Here is a 16,354-nt window from a genome sequence, read left to right on the forward strand (position 1 = left end):
TCTGCTGCTGACCCTATACGGGCTGGGACTTGGTTAAAACATGATTGATGCTGCAACGGTGAATGGGAAAATATTAGGCCAACTTTAACCAAGCTTTCATTTCCGGTTGATTTAACTATAATTCGGCTGGTTATAGAGGGTGCAGGATTGGCTTTAATGCGGTTTCTGATCGGTGGTATTTCTGTTTTAGGTGTTTGCCTTGTGTCCTTTTCGGCGCAGGCGGAAACCCTTTCAACAAAGAATCGAAAGGCCCTTTTCCTCAAGCAATCCAAGGTATTGGACGGTCGCGCTGCAAGCCAGTATCGCGATTCAGATCGGCTTAGACCTAAAACTGAGAACGGGAAGTTTGCCAAGCGATACACCGGAAATTATCGGGGCCAATATCTGAATCACGCCCGGAATGCGGCCCGAAAGCATAATGTACCTGAAGAGCTGTTCTTGCGACTTGTCCAACAGGAAAGCGGATGGAACCCACATGCTGAATCGCACAAGGGTGCTTTGGGTCTTGCGCAATTGATGCCACAGACAGCTAGGTTGCTGGGTGTCAATCCGTATGACCCCATCCAAAACCTGGAAGGGGGCGCGCGTTATCTGTCGTGGCAGTATCGCAAGTTCAAATCCTGGCGGCTTGCTTTGGCAGCGTACAATGCTGGCCCCAAAGCGGTCGAAAAGCATGGCGGCATACCACCTTACAAAGAGACCCAAAACTATGTGAAAGTGATCTGGGGCGGCTAAAAACCGGTGCTGCGGCGCAGAGAGGCTGTTTCTTGATCAAGTACAGAGCGCTGCCTTAGTCTGGGTAGATAGCTCTCAGACTTGTGCGGTTTGTAATGATCAAGGATCGACCGGATATACCAGCCGAAACGATGGCCAACTGGCAACGCCTGGTTGATCTAGTTTCACAACTCGCGGACGTGCCAGCGACATTGATCATGAAGACCGAAGCACCCGATCATGCGGTCCTGATCACCTCGGATCATCCGGAAAATCCGTACCCTGTCGGCATGAATTTTCGCCTGAATCCCAAGCTTTATTGCCAGGGTGTCCTTGAACGAGATGGCGAATTTGTTGTCGAAGATGCTACTTGCGATCCAGCCTGGAGTGACAATGAGGACATGGAGCACGGCATGTCCTTTTACATCGGTTTTCCGCTGAAATGGCCGGATGGTTCAGTTTTCGGAACCATCTGCGTTCTGGATCGCCATCGCAATCGCCGCGCTTTGCTATTCCGTGAGGGTCTGGCGCAGTTTGCACGTTTGGTTGAGTCGGATTTGGCTTTGATTCAAGAGGTTTATCTGCGGCGCGCGCTAGAGGAAAAGCTGAATGAAACACTGGCCCAGTTGGAAAATCGCGTCGAGTTGAGGACACGTGAGTTACGAGAAACCAACACTGCACTTCGGGTATTGCTGACTAGTCTGGACGACGACCGGAAAGAACGCGATCAGGACATTGTTGAACGGGTTCGTTCGATGGTCCTGCCGTATCTGGACAAGTTGCATAGCCAAATGACCGAAGGCGACGCCTCGCAAGTTTATCTGGAACTGGCATTGAGAAATCTGCAAGACATCACCACGATGATTTCCGACAAACTCTCGGATGCGTTTTCGGTTATGACGCCGACGGAAATCGAAATCGCTCAGTTGGTCATGTCCGGTAAAACCACCAAAGATATAGCCCGGGCCATGTCGCGCGAGACATCAACGATCGATTTTCATCGCAATAATATTCGCCGGAAACTGGGACTCGAAGGGCGGGATCAGAACCTCCGCAGCCATCTTTTGTCGATTTCGTGATCTGGGAATATGGGGATTACCCCCATATTCCCCCCAGATTTTTCTGATCTGAGCCTTCCACGAAGACCTTGTTAACCTGATCAGAAGGGTGCGGATACAGCCGCACCCGCTCAATCGGGAGGATCAAGATGGATCGCAAAGATCTAAAGCCAACTATTCTGAACGGGGAACGTGACACTCTGGCAACTGGCCTTTCACGCCGGTCTTTTTTTATGGCGGCTGGCGCTGCGGGCGTTGGGGCAGGGGCTTCGTTTCTGGGTAGCAAACCAGCCGAAGCACAATCTCAGGCTTGGCTGCAGCCGGGCAACAACAATCATGTGATTGATTTGCAGGGCTCGACTGGGCAGGCCAGCACGGGAACTGTTGGGATCGACTACTACGGTCACTGTGCCATCAAGATCACCTCGCCAAACGGAGCGACCGTGTTATTCGACCCTTGGCGGGATGATCCCTCGGGCGCATGGGGGTTATGGTTCCGCAACGAATTTCCGCAGATCCCCGTAGACATAACCATGTCCACTCATGCTCATTTTGACCATGACGCTATCGAACGGCCTAGCTCCACAATGGTTTTGGACAGGATGGCGGGGAATTTTGAGTTTGCCGACCTAAAGATCACGGGCTTTGCCGACAAACATGCCTGCGTTGCGCCGGGATGGTACGAATGGACCAACGCATTGGCCGAATTTGGTGCCGAAGCTTGCCCGCCCAACAACGTGGGCCACATGGATATGGTGGTCTACCTAGTGGAAACCGGCGGGATTCGCATCTTGATCTGGGGTGACAACCGTCACAATCCGCCTCAGGAGTTCTGGGATGCGATCGGGCAGGTCGATGTGCTGACTTTGCCTGTCGATGGGTCAGAACATATCCTAAGCTTCGATCAGGGAAATGATATTGTCGCCAAGCTCAAGCCCAAAATCATCATCCCGACACACTACCTCAACGAGGTTACGTCATACACGCTTACGACGCTTCAGGCCGCGGACGATTGGGTCAAAAGCCAGCAGAGTTATAAGATGCTCGACAGCGCCAGCTTAAAGCTGGAAGCCGGAGATGTTGCCGGCATGAATCAGGAGTTCATGCACTTTGGAAACAACGTGATGACGGGCTGATTGCAAACTGAAACTGCCACTCACCCACAACCTGCGTCGCCTGTCCCCCCACCAATCGTGACGCAAATCGAAAGGGCCGGTCGAGGGCCGGCCCTTCTTCATTCTTTTACGAGGAATTATTCGGCCGCAATTTTGATGACAGGCTCCATTTTGGCCAGAATATCTTCGGCAAGGTGACATTTGACCTGATGTCCATCTGCAAGCGTCTGAACCGGGGGTACATGAGACTCGCACCGCCCATCTGGTACTTCGGACTTCCAGCGACAGCGTGTCTGAAACGGACAGCCCGGCGGTGGGTTCATGGCCGAAGGGATGTCACCTTCAAGGACGATATGCTGTTTCTCAACTGACGTGTCTGCGATCGGAACCGCGCTCAACAACGCCTCAGTATAAGGGTGGTATGGTGGAGCAAAGACCTGGTCGGTCGTGCCCAGTTCCACCACATGGCCCAGATACATCACCATTACACGGTCACTGAGGTAACGCACGATTGACAGGTCATGGCTGATGAATAGCAGAGTAGTTTTGTGTTCCCGCTGAATTTCCATCAACAGATCGGTCACCGCTGCTTGTACCGAAACATCCAGCGCCGAAACCGGTTCGTCCGCGACAACGATCCTCGCGTCTCCGGCGAAGGCGCGCGCGATTCCCACGCGTTGCTTCTGACCACCTGACAGCTGGCGCGGCATGCGATCGGCAAATGCCCTCGGCAGTTTGACAAGGTCCAACAGCTCAAGCATCCGCTTTTTCCGCTCAGCCTCTGAATTACCGACGCCAAATATCTCTAGGGCCCGAATGATCTGACGCCCGACAGTCATCGACGGGTTCAGCGTATCGAAGGGGTTCTGAAAAACCATTTGAACCTCGCCCACGGTCTTCGCGTCCCGCTCTTCGATAGGCACCTGTTCGATGTTGCGATTGTCCAGCAAAATTTGCCCGTCGGTTGCAGTTTCCAGGCCCATCAAAACCTTTGCAAAAGTGGACTTGCCACAACCGGATTCACCAACAATGGCCAGCGTTTCAGATTCATGCGCCTCAAAACTCAGGGTTTCGTTGGCCTTGACCACTTTAGTCTCACCACCACCGAACAAGGCATTCGCAGCCACCTCATAATATTTCTTGAGGTTGTCCATTTTCAGGACAGTCCGGCCGATTTCACCTTTCTCTTTTTGCTCACCCACTGTGATTGGCGCATTCCAATCAATCTCCTGGAATTTCAGACAACGCGTATGGTGTCTGTCATTTCCCGGCACTGCTTCCATCAGTATGTCTTTGGCATCACAGCGACCTTCTTCGAAATAGTCGCAGCGCGGGCCAAAGTTACAGCCTGGGGGCCGCTCGTGGGGCAGGGGGAAGTTCCCCGGAATCGCCACCAGCGGGCGCGAGTTCTTGTCAGCTCCGGGCAACGGGATCGACCGGAACAGCGCCTGAGTATATGGGTGTTGCATCTCGTCGAAGACATCCTTGATCGAACCACGCTCGACCGCTTCACCGGAATACATCACGCAAAGCCGATCGCAGGTTTCCAGCACGAGCCCGAGGTTGTGCGAGATAAACAGCATCGAGGTGCCGTATTTCTTGCCAAGATCCTTGACCAGTTCGACTACTGCGGCCTCTACGGTCACATCCAAAGCGGTCGTTGGTTCATCCAGGATCAACAACGCCGGTTTCGACATCAGCGCCATCGCAATCACGATCCGCTGCTGCTGACCGCCTGAAAGCTGGTGTGGGAACGAATTCAACATCCGTTCGGGGTCAGGAAGACGCACGTCTGTTACCACCTCAAGCGCGCGTGAATAAGCTTCTTCCGCACCGACGCCTTCGTGGATCATCGGAACTTCCATCAGTTGCTTGCCGATCTTCATCGCCGGATTCAAAGAGGCCATCGGCTCCTGATAGATCATTGCGATTTCATTGCCGCGAATGTCTCGCAGCTCTTCTGTGGACATTTCGCTCAGATCGCGACCTTTGAACTTGATCGAACCCCCGACTATGCGGCCGTTCTTGCCCAGGTCTTGCATTACGCCCAAGGCAACGGTCGATTTACCGCACCCGGATTCACCAACCAGTCCGACGGCCTCACCAGGTTGCACGCTAACCGAAAAATCCATCACAGCCGGAATTTCCCGCAGACGGGTAAAGAACGAGATCGACAGCTTGTCGATCTCCAGGATGGGCCCGTCATAATCCGCCAGTTTGTTCATCTTGTATCTCCTCGCGAGAGTCCGGGGGATCCCCTTCATCTGGCTAAAAATATCTCGGGGGGGCCGGGGGGCTGGCCCCCCGGCCTCGATCACATCAGTCCTTCAGACTTTCTTCGCGCAGACCATCCGCCAGCAGGTTCAAACCAAGAACCAGTGACAACAGGGCCAGCGCAGGCGGAAGGGCTGGGTGCAGATAGATCGACAAGAGTTTACGCCCCTCGTTGATCGTAGACCCCCAATCCGGGCTTTCCGGCGGAAGACCCAACCCGAAGAAACCCAAGGTCCCCAGAAGGATGGTGGTGTAGCCGATGCGCAGACAGAAATCGACGATCAGCGGGCCGCGCGCGTTGGGCAGAATCTCCCACAGCATGATGTACCACGGGCCTTCACCTCGGGTCTGGGCCGCGGCCACGTAGTCTCGGGTTTTGATGTCCAGCGCCAAGCCACGTACGATGCGGAACACCGTAGGTGAGTTCACGAAGACCACCGAGACAAACACCACCAGAATGCCACCCGGAATGTCGAAGAGATCCAGATAGGTCGGCAGTCCCCAGATACGGTAGCTGTCAGTGTTGATGATGTAGCCGCTGGTTGAAATCAGCGAGAGATACAACCAGAGCGCAACGCCAAGTACCCCGATCAACAGCGGAGTCCGAAAGTTTGGCCGTGTGTAGTACCGCGAATTCAGCAAAACACCCAGAAAGATGATTGGGAATACGAACAATACGGCGGCCATATAATTAGGAACGCCGGTCGCAACGATCTCGGGTGTGACCAGCAGGTAGAATAGCAAGATCACTGGGAAGGCCAGGATCAGGTTCGCGAGAAACGACAGAAGCGTATCCAGCCGCCCGCCATAGTAACCCGCAGGTAGACCAAGAGTGATACCAACCATGAAGGCAAACATGGTCGCCAGAGGTGCGATTTGAACAACAATCCAGGCACCCTTGACCATGCGACTGAAGACGTCGCGTGCAAGGTTATCGCCACCCAGTAGGTACCAGGCGTACTGACCCTCTTCCAAGCTGGCCAGAGGCGTACCCGGCACCTTGTTTTTCATGCCTGAGAGCTGAGCCAATGGGTCATGGGTGACGATCAGGTCGAGCGCGCCGAAAATCCCGGTGAATACCCAAAACATCACAAGGCCAAAGCCGATCATGCCAATGGGGCTGTCGAAAAGTTTGCCGTAAAGTCCAAGCTTGCGTTTGAACGCAATCGACATCGCATAAAGGATGATCAGCGACAGCCAAACCGGCAGGAACTGCTGGGATATGGCGCCAATGATACCGGCGCTCGTGCCCATCAGAATGCCCAACACGATATAAGCAACTGCGAGGCCCACAATAGCTAGAAAACTATAGCGCAGCGCGGCTTGTATCAGATTGCGAAGACCCGAGCTCGAACTCAGCGTTCCGTCTGGATTCACTGTCATTTGGTCTTCGGGCAGAACGATACTTGCCAGCATCCAGACAACGATGGACAAGGCCAAAAGCCCAAGTGCCAGCAACAGTAGCGGGTTGAGGAAGGCGATAGAGCCGGTCCAGGTAAGTGGTTCCATGATCTAACCCTCCTTAAGAAATGCGAATGCGCGGGTTGAGGTAGACATAGCCGATATCCGAAATCAGCTGCGTCACCAGCACCACAAACACCGACACGACCGAAATCGCCAGCAGCAACTGGATGTCGTTATTGCCTGCCGCCTGCACCAGCGCCCAACCAAACCCTTTGTAGTTGAACAGGGTCTCGACGATCACCACGCCGTTCAGCAGCCATGGGAACTGCAACATGATGACTGTAAAGGGCGCGATCAGCGCATTGCGCAGCGCATGTTTCATGACGATGTTCGAGAACGATACACCTTTCAGGCGCGCCGTCCGGATGTACTGCGCCGTCATTACCTCGGTCATCGAGGCGCGGGTCATCCGGGCGATATAGCCCATTCCGTAAAGCGCAATCGTCAAAACCGGGAGGAAGAAGTTCTCGAATGTCGGGTTCTCCATCGCTTGTGTGGCAGTGCCCTTGAACCACTTCAAGCCGACAGCGGACGAAGTGAAAATCGCTATGAAGATAACACCAGAAACATATTCTGGGGTTGCGGTTGTGGTGATGGCAAAGGTCGACAGCGTCCTGTCGGTTGCTGAACCTTCTTTCATTCCGGCCAAAACACCCAGGATCAGTGCCGAAGGGACCATCAGCAGCATAACCCAGAACATCAACCGCCCGGTTAATGCCAGCCTGTTTCCAACTACGGTTGAAACCTCTTCCTTGAAGACCGTTGAATAACCCCAATACCCCTGCAGGATACCACAGAAACTGGGAGACTCTTCAGCAGTTTTCCCGGGCAGAATGCATCGGCCCTGAACGGTTCCATCTTCGTTCGTATGCCGATACGAAGGCAAGACCCCTAACCATTCACCGTATTTGATCGGAGTGGATTGGAGGTAACCGTTTTTCTGCAGATAGCTCTCAACTTGCTCATCCGACATACGGAAGTTGCCCTGCGTTTTCGCAAGCTTTTCGAGGTTCGGGTAGAGGTTGGTCAAAAAGAAGACCAGGAATGTCAGGCACAGTGCAGTCACCAGCATGATGCCGACGCGCCTTAGAATGAAAAGTCCCATATTAGCCCCTGTTGGTCGGCCAGCATGAATGCCAAACGGCTTCATGCATTGCTGTTATTATGGTCGCCGTGTTCAGGACGAAAAGGCCGCACCAGAGCGGCGCGGCCTTTGATGTTTGGTTAGGAGATGATGCCGAACTTGTACAACTGCGGCAGGTCGGCGATGTGTTTTTCAACACCCACCATGTTGTCACGATGGTGGCGCATCGCCGTCCGCCAATAGGGCTGGATGGTCACACCCTCGTCAATCATGATCGCCTGCAGTTTGGCCATCACTTCGCGACGTCTGTCGACATCTGCGATCGAGTTTGCCTCGGCCAGCAGAGTATCGAATTCTTCATTGGCAAAACCGGATTCGTTCCACGCGACGCCTGACTTATAGGCCAGTGCCAGAACCTGAGTGCCCAACGGGCGGTGGTTCCAGTTGGTCGACGAGAAGGCGTATTTCGTCCAGTCGTTCCAGAAGGTCGAGCCCGGCAGAACGGTATGCTTGGCCTTGATGCCCGCGTCGTTCAACTGCGCGACCACCGCGGCGGTGGTGTTACGACGCCAGTCATCGTCAATCGACTGAACTTCGTGTTCGAAATCACCCATTCCGGCTTCGTCCATCAGGGCCTTCGCCCCCGCTGGATCATACGGTATGCGTGTCACAGCTGAATCATACTCCGGATGCATCGGACCGACATGACAGTTATCGGCGGGGATGCCGTAGCCTGACATGCCCAGTTCCAAGCACACTTCGTTATCAACAGCCATAGCCAGAGCCTGACGCACACGCTTGTCGCCATAGATCTTGTTGCCATTCGCATCTTCAGCCAACTGGTTCGGGCGGATAACGATGGTAAAGCCTGATGGAATTTCCGAGCGGACGAGGCCGATGCCGTCGAAGATGTCGACAAACTCGCCGACCGATTCCCAGTTCATGTCGATCTCTTCGGCCTCATAGGCTGCCAGGAAGGCCGCCGGGTCGGTGCCGTAGTCGATGAACTCGATCCGGTCGATATAGCCGCCCTTGCCGGCCTCATAGCCCCACCAGTCAAAGCCTTCGTTGCGAACCAATACACCCTTAACACCCACTTCGTGGCTTTCCGGGATCATGAAGCCCGTACCAACGGGGTTGGAGAGCATGTCGTTCGCGTCAAAACTGCTGTGAACGATGGCGCCCGGATAGTCGGCCATGCCGGGGATGATTGTGATGTCGGGCGCGTTGCATTTCAGTATTACGGTGTGCGAGTCGACAACGGTGATGGCGCCGTCGGCTGCCTTCTGCGTTGACTCGTCGACCAGTGACGACATGCGCGATGCCATCGAGTTACCCTCGAGCGATGAGTCACACCAGCCAGCGATGTTGCGCGCCACGTCTTCGGCGGTGAAGTCGTCTCCGTTGTTCCACTTCACACCTTTGCGGACGTTCAGCGTGTATTCTGTGGCGTCATCATTGGCTTCCCAGCTTTCCAGCAACATCGGCTTGAACGAACCGTCGTTGTTGTACTCGACAAGGTATTCAAGCCAGCCCGCAGTGAAGGTCGCAATTTGCGTCCAGTCATAGGTGCGAGGATCTTTCAATGCGCGCACTTCCATCTGGTAGCGAATGGTGCCGCCTTTCTGGGGCTCCTGCGCTGCAGCAGGTGATTGCAGACCGATCATGCCATATGCCGCCGGAACGGCGACGCCAAGTGCGGTTACCCGCGCCATGAACTCGCGCCGACTCAGATTGCCGTCGCGATACTCTTGAGCATGCATCTCTGCCGCCCAGTGCATCGGCTTTCCATTGATTGTCTGGTTTTTCATAGATGTCTCCCTGTGACACTAGTTATTAGGTAAAGTTCGCGTTGTGATTGATTAAAACGGGCGCTACGGCCAACGAATTGGATCGATTGACCGGGCCGCAGGCTTGTTTTCTTGACTATTGAACATCCCCATGACCTCCATTCGGCACCAGTTTCATTGCGGCGTCAATGTCGGAAATCGTCATTGATGGTACAAAAACGACATCAGGCAGAAAAGTAAGCCATTCAGGATTATTTCGTGGTGCGTTCGCACAACTAGCCGAAAGCACCGCGGATAGAATTGACAGTCACGCTGCAACACATTCGGTCGTTTTTTTGGGGAGAAAACTAAGAAATCCAACTGCTTCCAATGCCCGAGGAATGCCCCTTACTGATGAGACGCGGCATCAATGTGGTGCCAGGATTTCATGCGGGCGCGAAACCAAGTTCGTTGTCGTTTGGCAAATTGACGTGTAGCTATTGTTGCCCGATCCCTGGCTTCTTCCTGGGACATGCGGCCTTCTAGGCATGCCATCAATTCAGGCACGCCAATGGCCTTGAAGGCTGGTAGAGAAGGGTCAAATCGGTTCTGCATCGCGGCCACTTCGGCCATGGCGCCTTGATCCAACATCTGATCGAAACGACGATTAATACGATCCAGTAACCAGCTTTTTTCGACGTCGAATACAATCGGAACTGTATTCCCCAGATCCAGAATCGGGGCGGGTGTATCAGCCTGCCAATCAGCAAGCGAGCGGCCTGTTGCGGTCTGAACCTCCCACGCGCGTTGAACACGGGCTCGATTCTGGGTGTCGATCTTCTGCAGCGTTTGAAGATCAAGACCTTCGATCAGCTTTCTTAGTGATAATGCGTCCGCCTCGGCCCGAATTTCAGGAGGGGTTGCAGGTATCTCGGCCATCCCTTCGGTCAGCGCAGTGAAATACAGACCTGTACCCCCCACAATGATAGGGCGCTGTTTTTGTCTAAGCAAAGGCGTGACGTCGCGAAGCCAATGTCCGGTGGAATAGGTCTGATCATATGCGACATGCCCGTACAGCAGATGTGGGGCACGTTTTTCTTCTTCGATCGAGGGACGTGCAGATATGATGCGCCAGCAATCATAGACCTGACTTGCATCGGCATTGACGATCACACCACCGCAGCGCTGCGCGATCAAAAGCGCCAGAGCTGACTTTCCTGAAGCCGTAGGCCCAGCGATCAGCACCGGTTTGTCATCAGGAATCGGAGGCAACTGCGCCCAAAGCCGGTTCTCATTTGTATCGGCCATCGCTGATTGCCTTATCCCTGACTATCTGCATTGAACCTGCGGAGGTTTTGCTTCATTTTGCGCCGGAAAATAAACCCGTGCCAGCCCGGAGCGCAACATGAGCCTTTCCCCTTCTGACGAGACCACTGAGACCCCGAAAACAACGTATGACCGCGTCATGTTGAAGATTTCGGGCGAGGCCCTGATGGGGGATCAGGGATTCGGACTTCATCCGCCAACCGTCCAGCGCATCGCACAAGAAGTGAAATCGGTACACGATCTGGGTGTCGAAATCTGTATGGTCATCGGTGGTGGCAACATCTTCCGGGGGCTTTCCGGCTCGGCACAGGGGATGGAGCGTACGACCGCAGATTACATGGGCATGCTGGCAACGGTCATGAACGCGCTCGCGATGCAATCCGCGCTTGAGGCGGCCGGGGTCTTCACCCGTGTCATTTCGGCCATTCGGATGGACGAAGTGTGTGAGCCATATATTCGCCGCCGTGCTGTACGCCACCTTGAGAAAAAACGGGTCTGCATCTTTGCGGCGGGAACCGGGAACCCCTATTTCACCACTGACACCGCCGCCACATTGCGCGCGAATGAGATGGCCTGCCAAGCGATCTTCATGGGTAAGAATGGTGTCGATGGCGTTTATGACAAGGACCCAAAAGAACACTCGGACGCGGTACGTTATGACAACGTTTCGTATGACGATGTGCTGGCTAAACGCCTGCGAGTGATGGATGCATCGGCCATCGCCTTGGCACGTGACAACAATCTGCCGCTGATCGTTTTTGGTCTGGATGAGCCCGGCGGGTTCCGCGGTATTTTGGCGGGTGAGGGCACCTATACCAAAGTCCAGGGATAGCGCATCAATTAGCACATAGACCGGGTCTAGCAGCCCGGTTCTTTTTTTGCGCTAGATATGAAAAATGTTATCAGCACAGTGACTTGACCTAATCTTTTCCGTCTGACTATCTGTTCCTGTTTGTTTGCAGCAAGCTGCCATCAGAAGGACTGCTGCCATAGCATGTCCTCTGATGGGGATGGCGGCCGGACAGTAATGCCTTGGTTGTTTTGGAAGTGCCCAGACCTTGCGCGGGCGGATTTCCGAAATGAGGCATGCGATCAGGGAGAGACGTGTGATGGGCACACTTGATATCGATTTCGTTAGGGCGCAATTCCCGGCCTTTTCTGAACCCAGTCTGAACGGGCAGGCCTTCTTTGAAAACGCTGGTGGATCTTACACCTGTAAGCCGGTGATTGATCGCCTGAACCGGTTTTATACACAGCGCAAGGTCCAACCTTATGCGCCATACGAAGCCAGCCGTCTGGGCGGCGAAGAAATGGATGAAGCGCGGATGCGGTTGGCCGCGATCATGGGCGTGGATACGGATGAGCTGAGCTTTGGCCCCTCAACGACTCAGAATACCTATGTTCTGGCGCAGGCCTTTCGTCAGTGGATGCGGCAGGGTGATGCCATCGTTGTGACCAATCAGGACCACGAGGCCAATACCGGCCCGTGGCGTCGATTGGAAGAAGACGGTATCGAAATCCGCGAATGGCAGATTGATCCGGACAGTGGATCGCTAAACCCACAGGATCTGGAAAACCTGTTGGACGAGAAAGTCCGCCTCGTTTGCTTCCCACATTGCTCAAATGTCGTCGGCGAGATTAATCCAGTGACCGAAATCACGGCGATAGCGCATGCCGCGGGTGCGTTTGTCTGTGTCGACGGAGTTTCTTATGCGCCACATGGCCTGCCGAACGTCGGTGATCTCGGGCCCGACATCTATTTGTTCTCAGCCTACAAAACCTATGGCCCGCACCAAGGCTGCATGGTTATTCGACGCCCTTTGGGTGAGATGCTTCCGAACCAGGCCCACTATTTCAACGGTGGCACGCTCTATAAGCGGTTTACACCTGCCGGCCCTGATCATGCACAGATCGCCGCGAGTGCTGGCATGGCCGATTACATAGATTTGCTTTGTGATCATCACGGCGGGCCGGAAACCGGGGCGTCTACGCGCGGTGGATTTGTTCATGACCTTATGCGCCAACACGAAATTGCGTTGCTGCAGCCACTGCTCGATGCAGTCAAAGATATAAACACTTTGCGTTTGATTGGGCCGTCCAAGGCCGAACAGCGCGCACCGACGGTGGCGTTAAGCCTAAACAAAAAAGCCGAGGCTGTTGCAGCCGAGCTTTCCCAACACGGGATCATGGCAGGTGGTGGCGATTTCTATGCGCATCGCCCTCTGCAGGCCATGGGTGTTGATCCAGATCAGGGGGTTCTGCGGCTCAGCTTCACGCACTATACAAGTCATCAGGAAATTGATCAGCTTTTTCAGGCGCTTGACCGCGTTTTGTGATCCAATATTCGTACCGGTTCGTATTCTTTTAAAAACAAGAGGCGGATATGGATTCCGGGCGTTCTCCGATCATTTTATGGTTCAGGCGCGATCTGCGATTAAGTGATCATCCAGCGTTGACGGCGGCGTTACGGTCGGGTCGCCCGATTGTACCCGTATTTATTCTGGACGATCAGGTTCAAGCATTGGGCGCAGCGCCCAAATGGCGTCTGGGTTTGGGTCTTGAGGCTTTTGCTATGACCCTTGATCAGATCGGCAGCAATCTGATCCTGCGCCGGGGGACTGCGCTGGGGGTGCTGCAAGGTCTGATACACGAAACCGGAGCAGGAGCTGTATTTTGGTCGCGAGAGTATGACCCGAAGGCGATCAACAGGGACATGCATATCAAGGCCAGCTTGAACGAACAGGGGATCGAGGTGCGATCCTTTGCAGGGCATCTTTTGTTCGAACCTTGGACGATTGCGACCAAAGCGGGGCAACCGTTTCGTGTATTTACTCCGATGTGGAGGTCGGTGAGCGGACGAGATGTTGCGATGCCAGAACCGACTGCTGCACGAATTGCCAAGCCAGATCTTTGGCCTGCTTCTGATCGGCTGTCCGATTGGAATCTGGATCAGGAGATGCAGCGTGGCGCGACGATCGTACGACCGTTTGTCCGTCCTGGAGAGGCTGCGGCTTTGGATCAGTTGGATAGGTTTCTGGAAAATATTGATCAATATCAGGAAGCGCGAGATCGATTGGATCAGGTTGGTACGTCTGATCTTTCAGAATACCTCTCGTTAGGCGAAATCGGGCCGCGCACAATATGGCACCGGGTGCAAAACGCGGATCGCACCGGTTCGCGCGGGGGCGAGGCCTTTCTACGGCAGCTTGTGTGGCGTGAGTTCGCTTATCACCTGATGTACCATTGGCCGCATCTCCTGACCGACAATTGGAAACCTGAATGGGATGCGTTTCCGTGGAATACTGATCCCGACACGCCTGAAGTCCGCGCGTGGAAGTTGGCCAGAACTGGGGTGCCACTAGTCGATGCGGGGCTAAGGCAGATGTACGTGACCGGGCGGATGCATAATCGTGCACGGATGATTGTGGCGAGTTATCTAACCAAGCATCTGATGACGCACTGGAAAATTGGTGCTGATTGGTTTGCCGATTGCCTGATTGATTGGGACCCAGCCGCAAACGCGATGGGATGGCAGTGGGTGGCGGGTTCCGGGCCAGACGCAGCCCCGTATTTCCGTATCTTCAACCCAGAAACACAGCGCGAGCGATTTGATCCACATTCGGATTATCTGAATCGTTGGATTGCTGAGGGTCGGTCTGACCCGTCCCCAACCGCACGCGCCTATTTTAGTGCCATACCGCGGTCTTGGGGGCTTTGTCAGGAAGACAGCTACAGCGCTCCAGTGGTAGGGCTGAAAGAAGGTCGCATCCGAGCATTGGACGCGTATGAAACCAGAAAAGTTCCGGTAAAGAACTGAAAACTTGCCATAAACCGAATCCCGTCCTAGCTTTATTCTGCAACCGCAGAGGGGAGAGCGGATGTTCCTGACGAGCACCGAAGGGCAGGAGGACCTGCCAAGATATTTTGCACAAGTCTTCAAGATGCTGAGCCGCATGGAAAGCGGCCGCCTTGATATCGCTCTGCCGGATGGTCGGGTTTTTCGGGCGGATGCACCTAAAGCCGGTCCGGTTGCCCATGTGGATATCCATGATCCCGACGTCTTTGCCAGGCTGCTACGAGAAGGAGAACTGGGGTTTTCGGACGGCTATCTGGAAGGCGACTGGAGCACACCTGATCTGCGCAGCTTTATGGACTTGGTACATTTGGGAACTGAAACCGTTTATGACGATTTCACGGGCAAGTTCCTGGTTCGCGCCTATGAGCGTCTGAGGTTCTGGTTGCACCGCAATAACCGGTCGCAGGCGAAGAAGAACATCTCGTATCACTATGATCTTGGAAATGATTTCTATGGTATGTGGCTGGATGACACGATGACTTATTCCAGCGCCATTTTTGAGACCGGGCAGGAAAGCCTCGAGAATGCGCAGACAGCGAAATATGCCAGTTTGGTGGATGAAATGGGGGCCAAGCCAGGGGATCATATCCTTGAGATCGGGTGCGGTTGGGGCGGCTTCGCCGAATATGCCGCCAAAGAGTGCGGGCTCCGAGTCACTGGATTGACGATCAGTCAGGAACAGTTGAAGTTCGCGAAGGAACGCATTGAAAAGGCTGGGCTATCGGATCTTGTAGATTTTAAATTACAGGATTATCGCGATGAACAGGGACAATATGACGGTATTGCATCAATCGAGATGTTCGAAGCGGTTGGTCGGAAATATTGGCCAGCATATTTTAACACTGTTCGTGACCGGTTGAAGCCCGGTGCGCAAGCGACATTACAGATCATAACAGTCGCGGATCACCGCTGGGAAGTTTACAAGAATGGTGTTGATTTCATACAGAAATACATATTTCCGGGTGGCATGCTTCCCGCACCGTCGATCCTGAAAGAGCAGATCGATCAGGCCGGACTTCAAGTAGTACGCTCAAAGGAATTTGGCCAAAGCTATGATCTGACACTGCGCCGCTGGTACGACACCTTCAACGCCAAGTGGGACCAGATCTCAGAGCTAGGGTTTGATGAGCGTTTTCGCCGCATGTGGAATTATTATTTAACTGCATGCGGCGCAGCCTTTGACACCGGCAATTGTGATGTGACACAGATCACTATAGCTAAGCCAAGTTGAAGAACGGAACTACGAATGCCTACAGCTTCCCGCCTCGTCGCCGCGTTGTGTCTGCTGGTCATTGCCTTCCTTGTTTCAAGTATGATCATCAACAATGGTGAAGAGGGTAAAAGCTATGGCTGGTTCACATATGTGAACATGTTGTTAGCGGTGGCCTGTGGTTGGATTGTCATGGGCAAGCGGGCAGGCCGGGGTTGGACGGCTGCAGTTAACAATGGTCTGACTGGTGTTGCCGCGCTGGTTTTCTGGGGATTGTTCGTTCAAGGCACCTACGAGATGTTTAGCCAGGCGATGCGCCATCGGTATGGCGGCCCATTTGAAGCCTTGCTGGAAATCTTCAAGATCGGAGTGGCCTATGGTGAACAACTGCTGCCCAGTGAAATTTTGATTACGCTTGGTATTGGTGCGGTGGTCAGTGGGATACTTACCGAAATCGCCTTTCGACGCTGGCGTTAAAACGGAT

Annotated in this window: 13 protein-coding genes; 8 read left to right on the forward strand and 5 right to left on the reverse strand. The window is 54.0% G+C overall.

Going from position 1 to position 16,354, the window contains the following annotated elements; genetic code table 11:
• Positions 1-156: 156 nt before the first annotated feature.
• The 3 genes from ACR0MQ_RS01230 to ACR0MQ_RS01240 all read left to right on the forward strand — a co-directional run bounded on the left by ACR0MQ_RS01230 (position 157) and on the right by ACR0MQ_RS01240 (position 2,908).
• On the forward strand, positions 157-735 hold the full coding sequence (locus tag ACR0MQ_RS01230; protein WP_010439608.1) for a lytic transglycosylase domain-containing protein: 579 nt from the start codon (positions 157-159) through the stop codon (positions 733-735).
• A 95-nt stretch (positions 736-830) separates the two neighbouring features.
• Complete coding sequence (locus ACR0MQ_RS01235) at positions 831-1,793, forward strand: LuxR C-terminal-related transcriptional regulator (RefSeq protein WP_480605354.1); 963 nt, start codon at positions 831-833, stop codon at positions 1,791-1,793.
• 128 nt (positions 1,794-1,921) lie between these two features.
• Positions 1,922-2,908: an MBL fold metallo-hydrolase gene (locus ACR0MQ_RS01240; protein WP_010439614.1), complete on the forward strand. Its 987-nt coding sequence runs from the start codon at positions 1,922-1,924 to the stop codon at positions 2,906-2,908.
• 116 nt (positions 2,909-3,024) lie between these two features.
• Here the strand turns inward: ACR0MQ_RS01240 and ACR0MQ_RS01245 are convergent, their stop codons facing one another.
• From ACR0MQ_RS01245 to miaA, 5 genes are all read right to left on the reverse strand, one after another.
• Complete coding sequence (locus ACR0MQ_RS01245) at positions 3,025-5,112, reverse strand: dipeptide ABC transporter ATP-binding protein (RefSeq protein WP_010439616.1); 2,088 nt, start codon at positions 5,110-5,112, stop codon at positions 3,025-3,027.
• A 94-nt stretch (positions 5,113-5,206) separates the two neighbouring features.
• Entirely contained in the window at positions 5,207-6,670 is a 1,464-nt protein-coding gene (locus ACR0MQ_RS01250) for an ABC transporter permease (protein ID WP_010439618.1), read from the reverse strand.
• Positions 6,671-6,683: 13 nt separating this feature from the next.
• Positions 6,684-7,730, reverse strand: a complete 1,047-nt coding sequence (locus ACR0MQ_RS01255) for an ABC transporter permease (protein WP_010439620.1) — start codon at positions 7,728-7,730, stop codon at positions 6,684-6,686.
• Between the two features lie 119 nt (positions 7,731-7,849).
• Complete coding sequence (locus tag ACR0MQ_RS01260; protein ID WP_010439622.1) at positions 7,850-9,520, reverse strand: ABC transporter substrate-binding protein; 1,671 nt, start codon at positions 9,518-9,520, stop codon at positions 7,850-7,852.
• Positions 9,521-9,886: 366 nt separating this feature from the next.
• Complete coding sequence (gene miaA / locus ACR0MQ_RS01265) at positions 9,887-10,786, reverse strand: tRNA (adenosine(37)-N6)-dimethylallyltransferase MiaA (protein ID WP_170469691.1); 900 nt, start codon at positions 10,784-10,786, stop codon at positions 9,887-9,889.
• A gap of 97 nt (positions 10,787-10,883) precedes the next feature.
• Between miaA and pyrH the strand changes: the two genes are divergently transcribed.
• From pyrH to ACR0MQ_RS01290, 5 genes are all read left to right on the forward strand, one after another.
• Positions 10,884-11,636, forward strand: a complete 753-nt coding sequence (pyrH, locus tag ACR0MQ_RS01270) for a UMP kinase (protein WP_010439624.1) — start codon at positions 10,884-10,886, stop codon at positions 11,634-11,636.
• A 277-nt stretch (positions 11,637-11,913) separates the two neighbouring features.
• Positions 11,914-13,140, forward strand: a complete 1,227-nt coding sequence (locus tag ACR0MQ_RS01275) for an aminotransferase class V-fold PLP-dependent enzyme (RefSeq protein ID WP_480605359.1) — start codon at positions 11,914-11,916, stop codon at positions 13,138-13,140.
• Between the two features lie 47 nt (positions 13,141-13,187).
• Entirely contained in the window at positions 13,188-14,621 is a 1,434-nt protein-coding gene (locus ACR0MQ_RS01280) for a cryptochrome/photolyase family protein (RefSeq protein ID WP_480605362.1), read from the forward strand.
• Positions 14,622-14,682: 61 nt separating this feature from the next.
• On the forward strand, positions 14,683-15,891 hold the full coding sequence (locus tag ACR0MQ_RS01285; protein ID WP_480605365.1) for a class I SAM-dependent methyltransferase: 1,209 nt from the start codon (positions 14,683-14,685) through the stop codon (positions 15,889-15,891).
• A 15-nt stretch (positions 15,892-15,906) separates the two neighbouring features.
• Complete coding sequence (locus ACR0MQ_RS01290; protein ID WP_170770587.1) at positions 15,907-16,347, forward strand: TrgA family protein; 441 nt, start codon at positions 15,907-15,909, stop codon at positions 16,345-16,347.
• The last annotated feature ends 7 nt before the right edge of the window (positions 16,348-16,354 follow it).

Source organism: Ruegeria sp. AN6 (genome assembly GCF_056540425.1).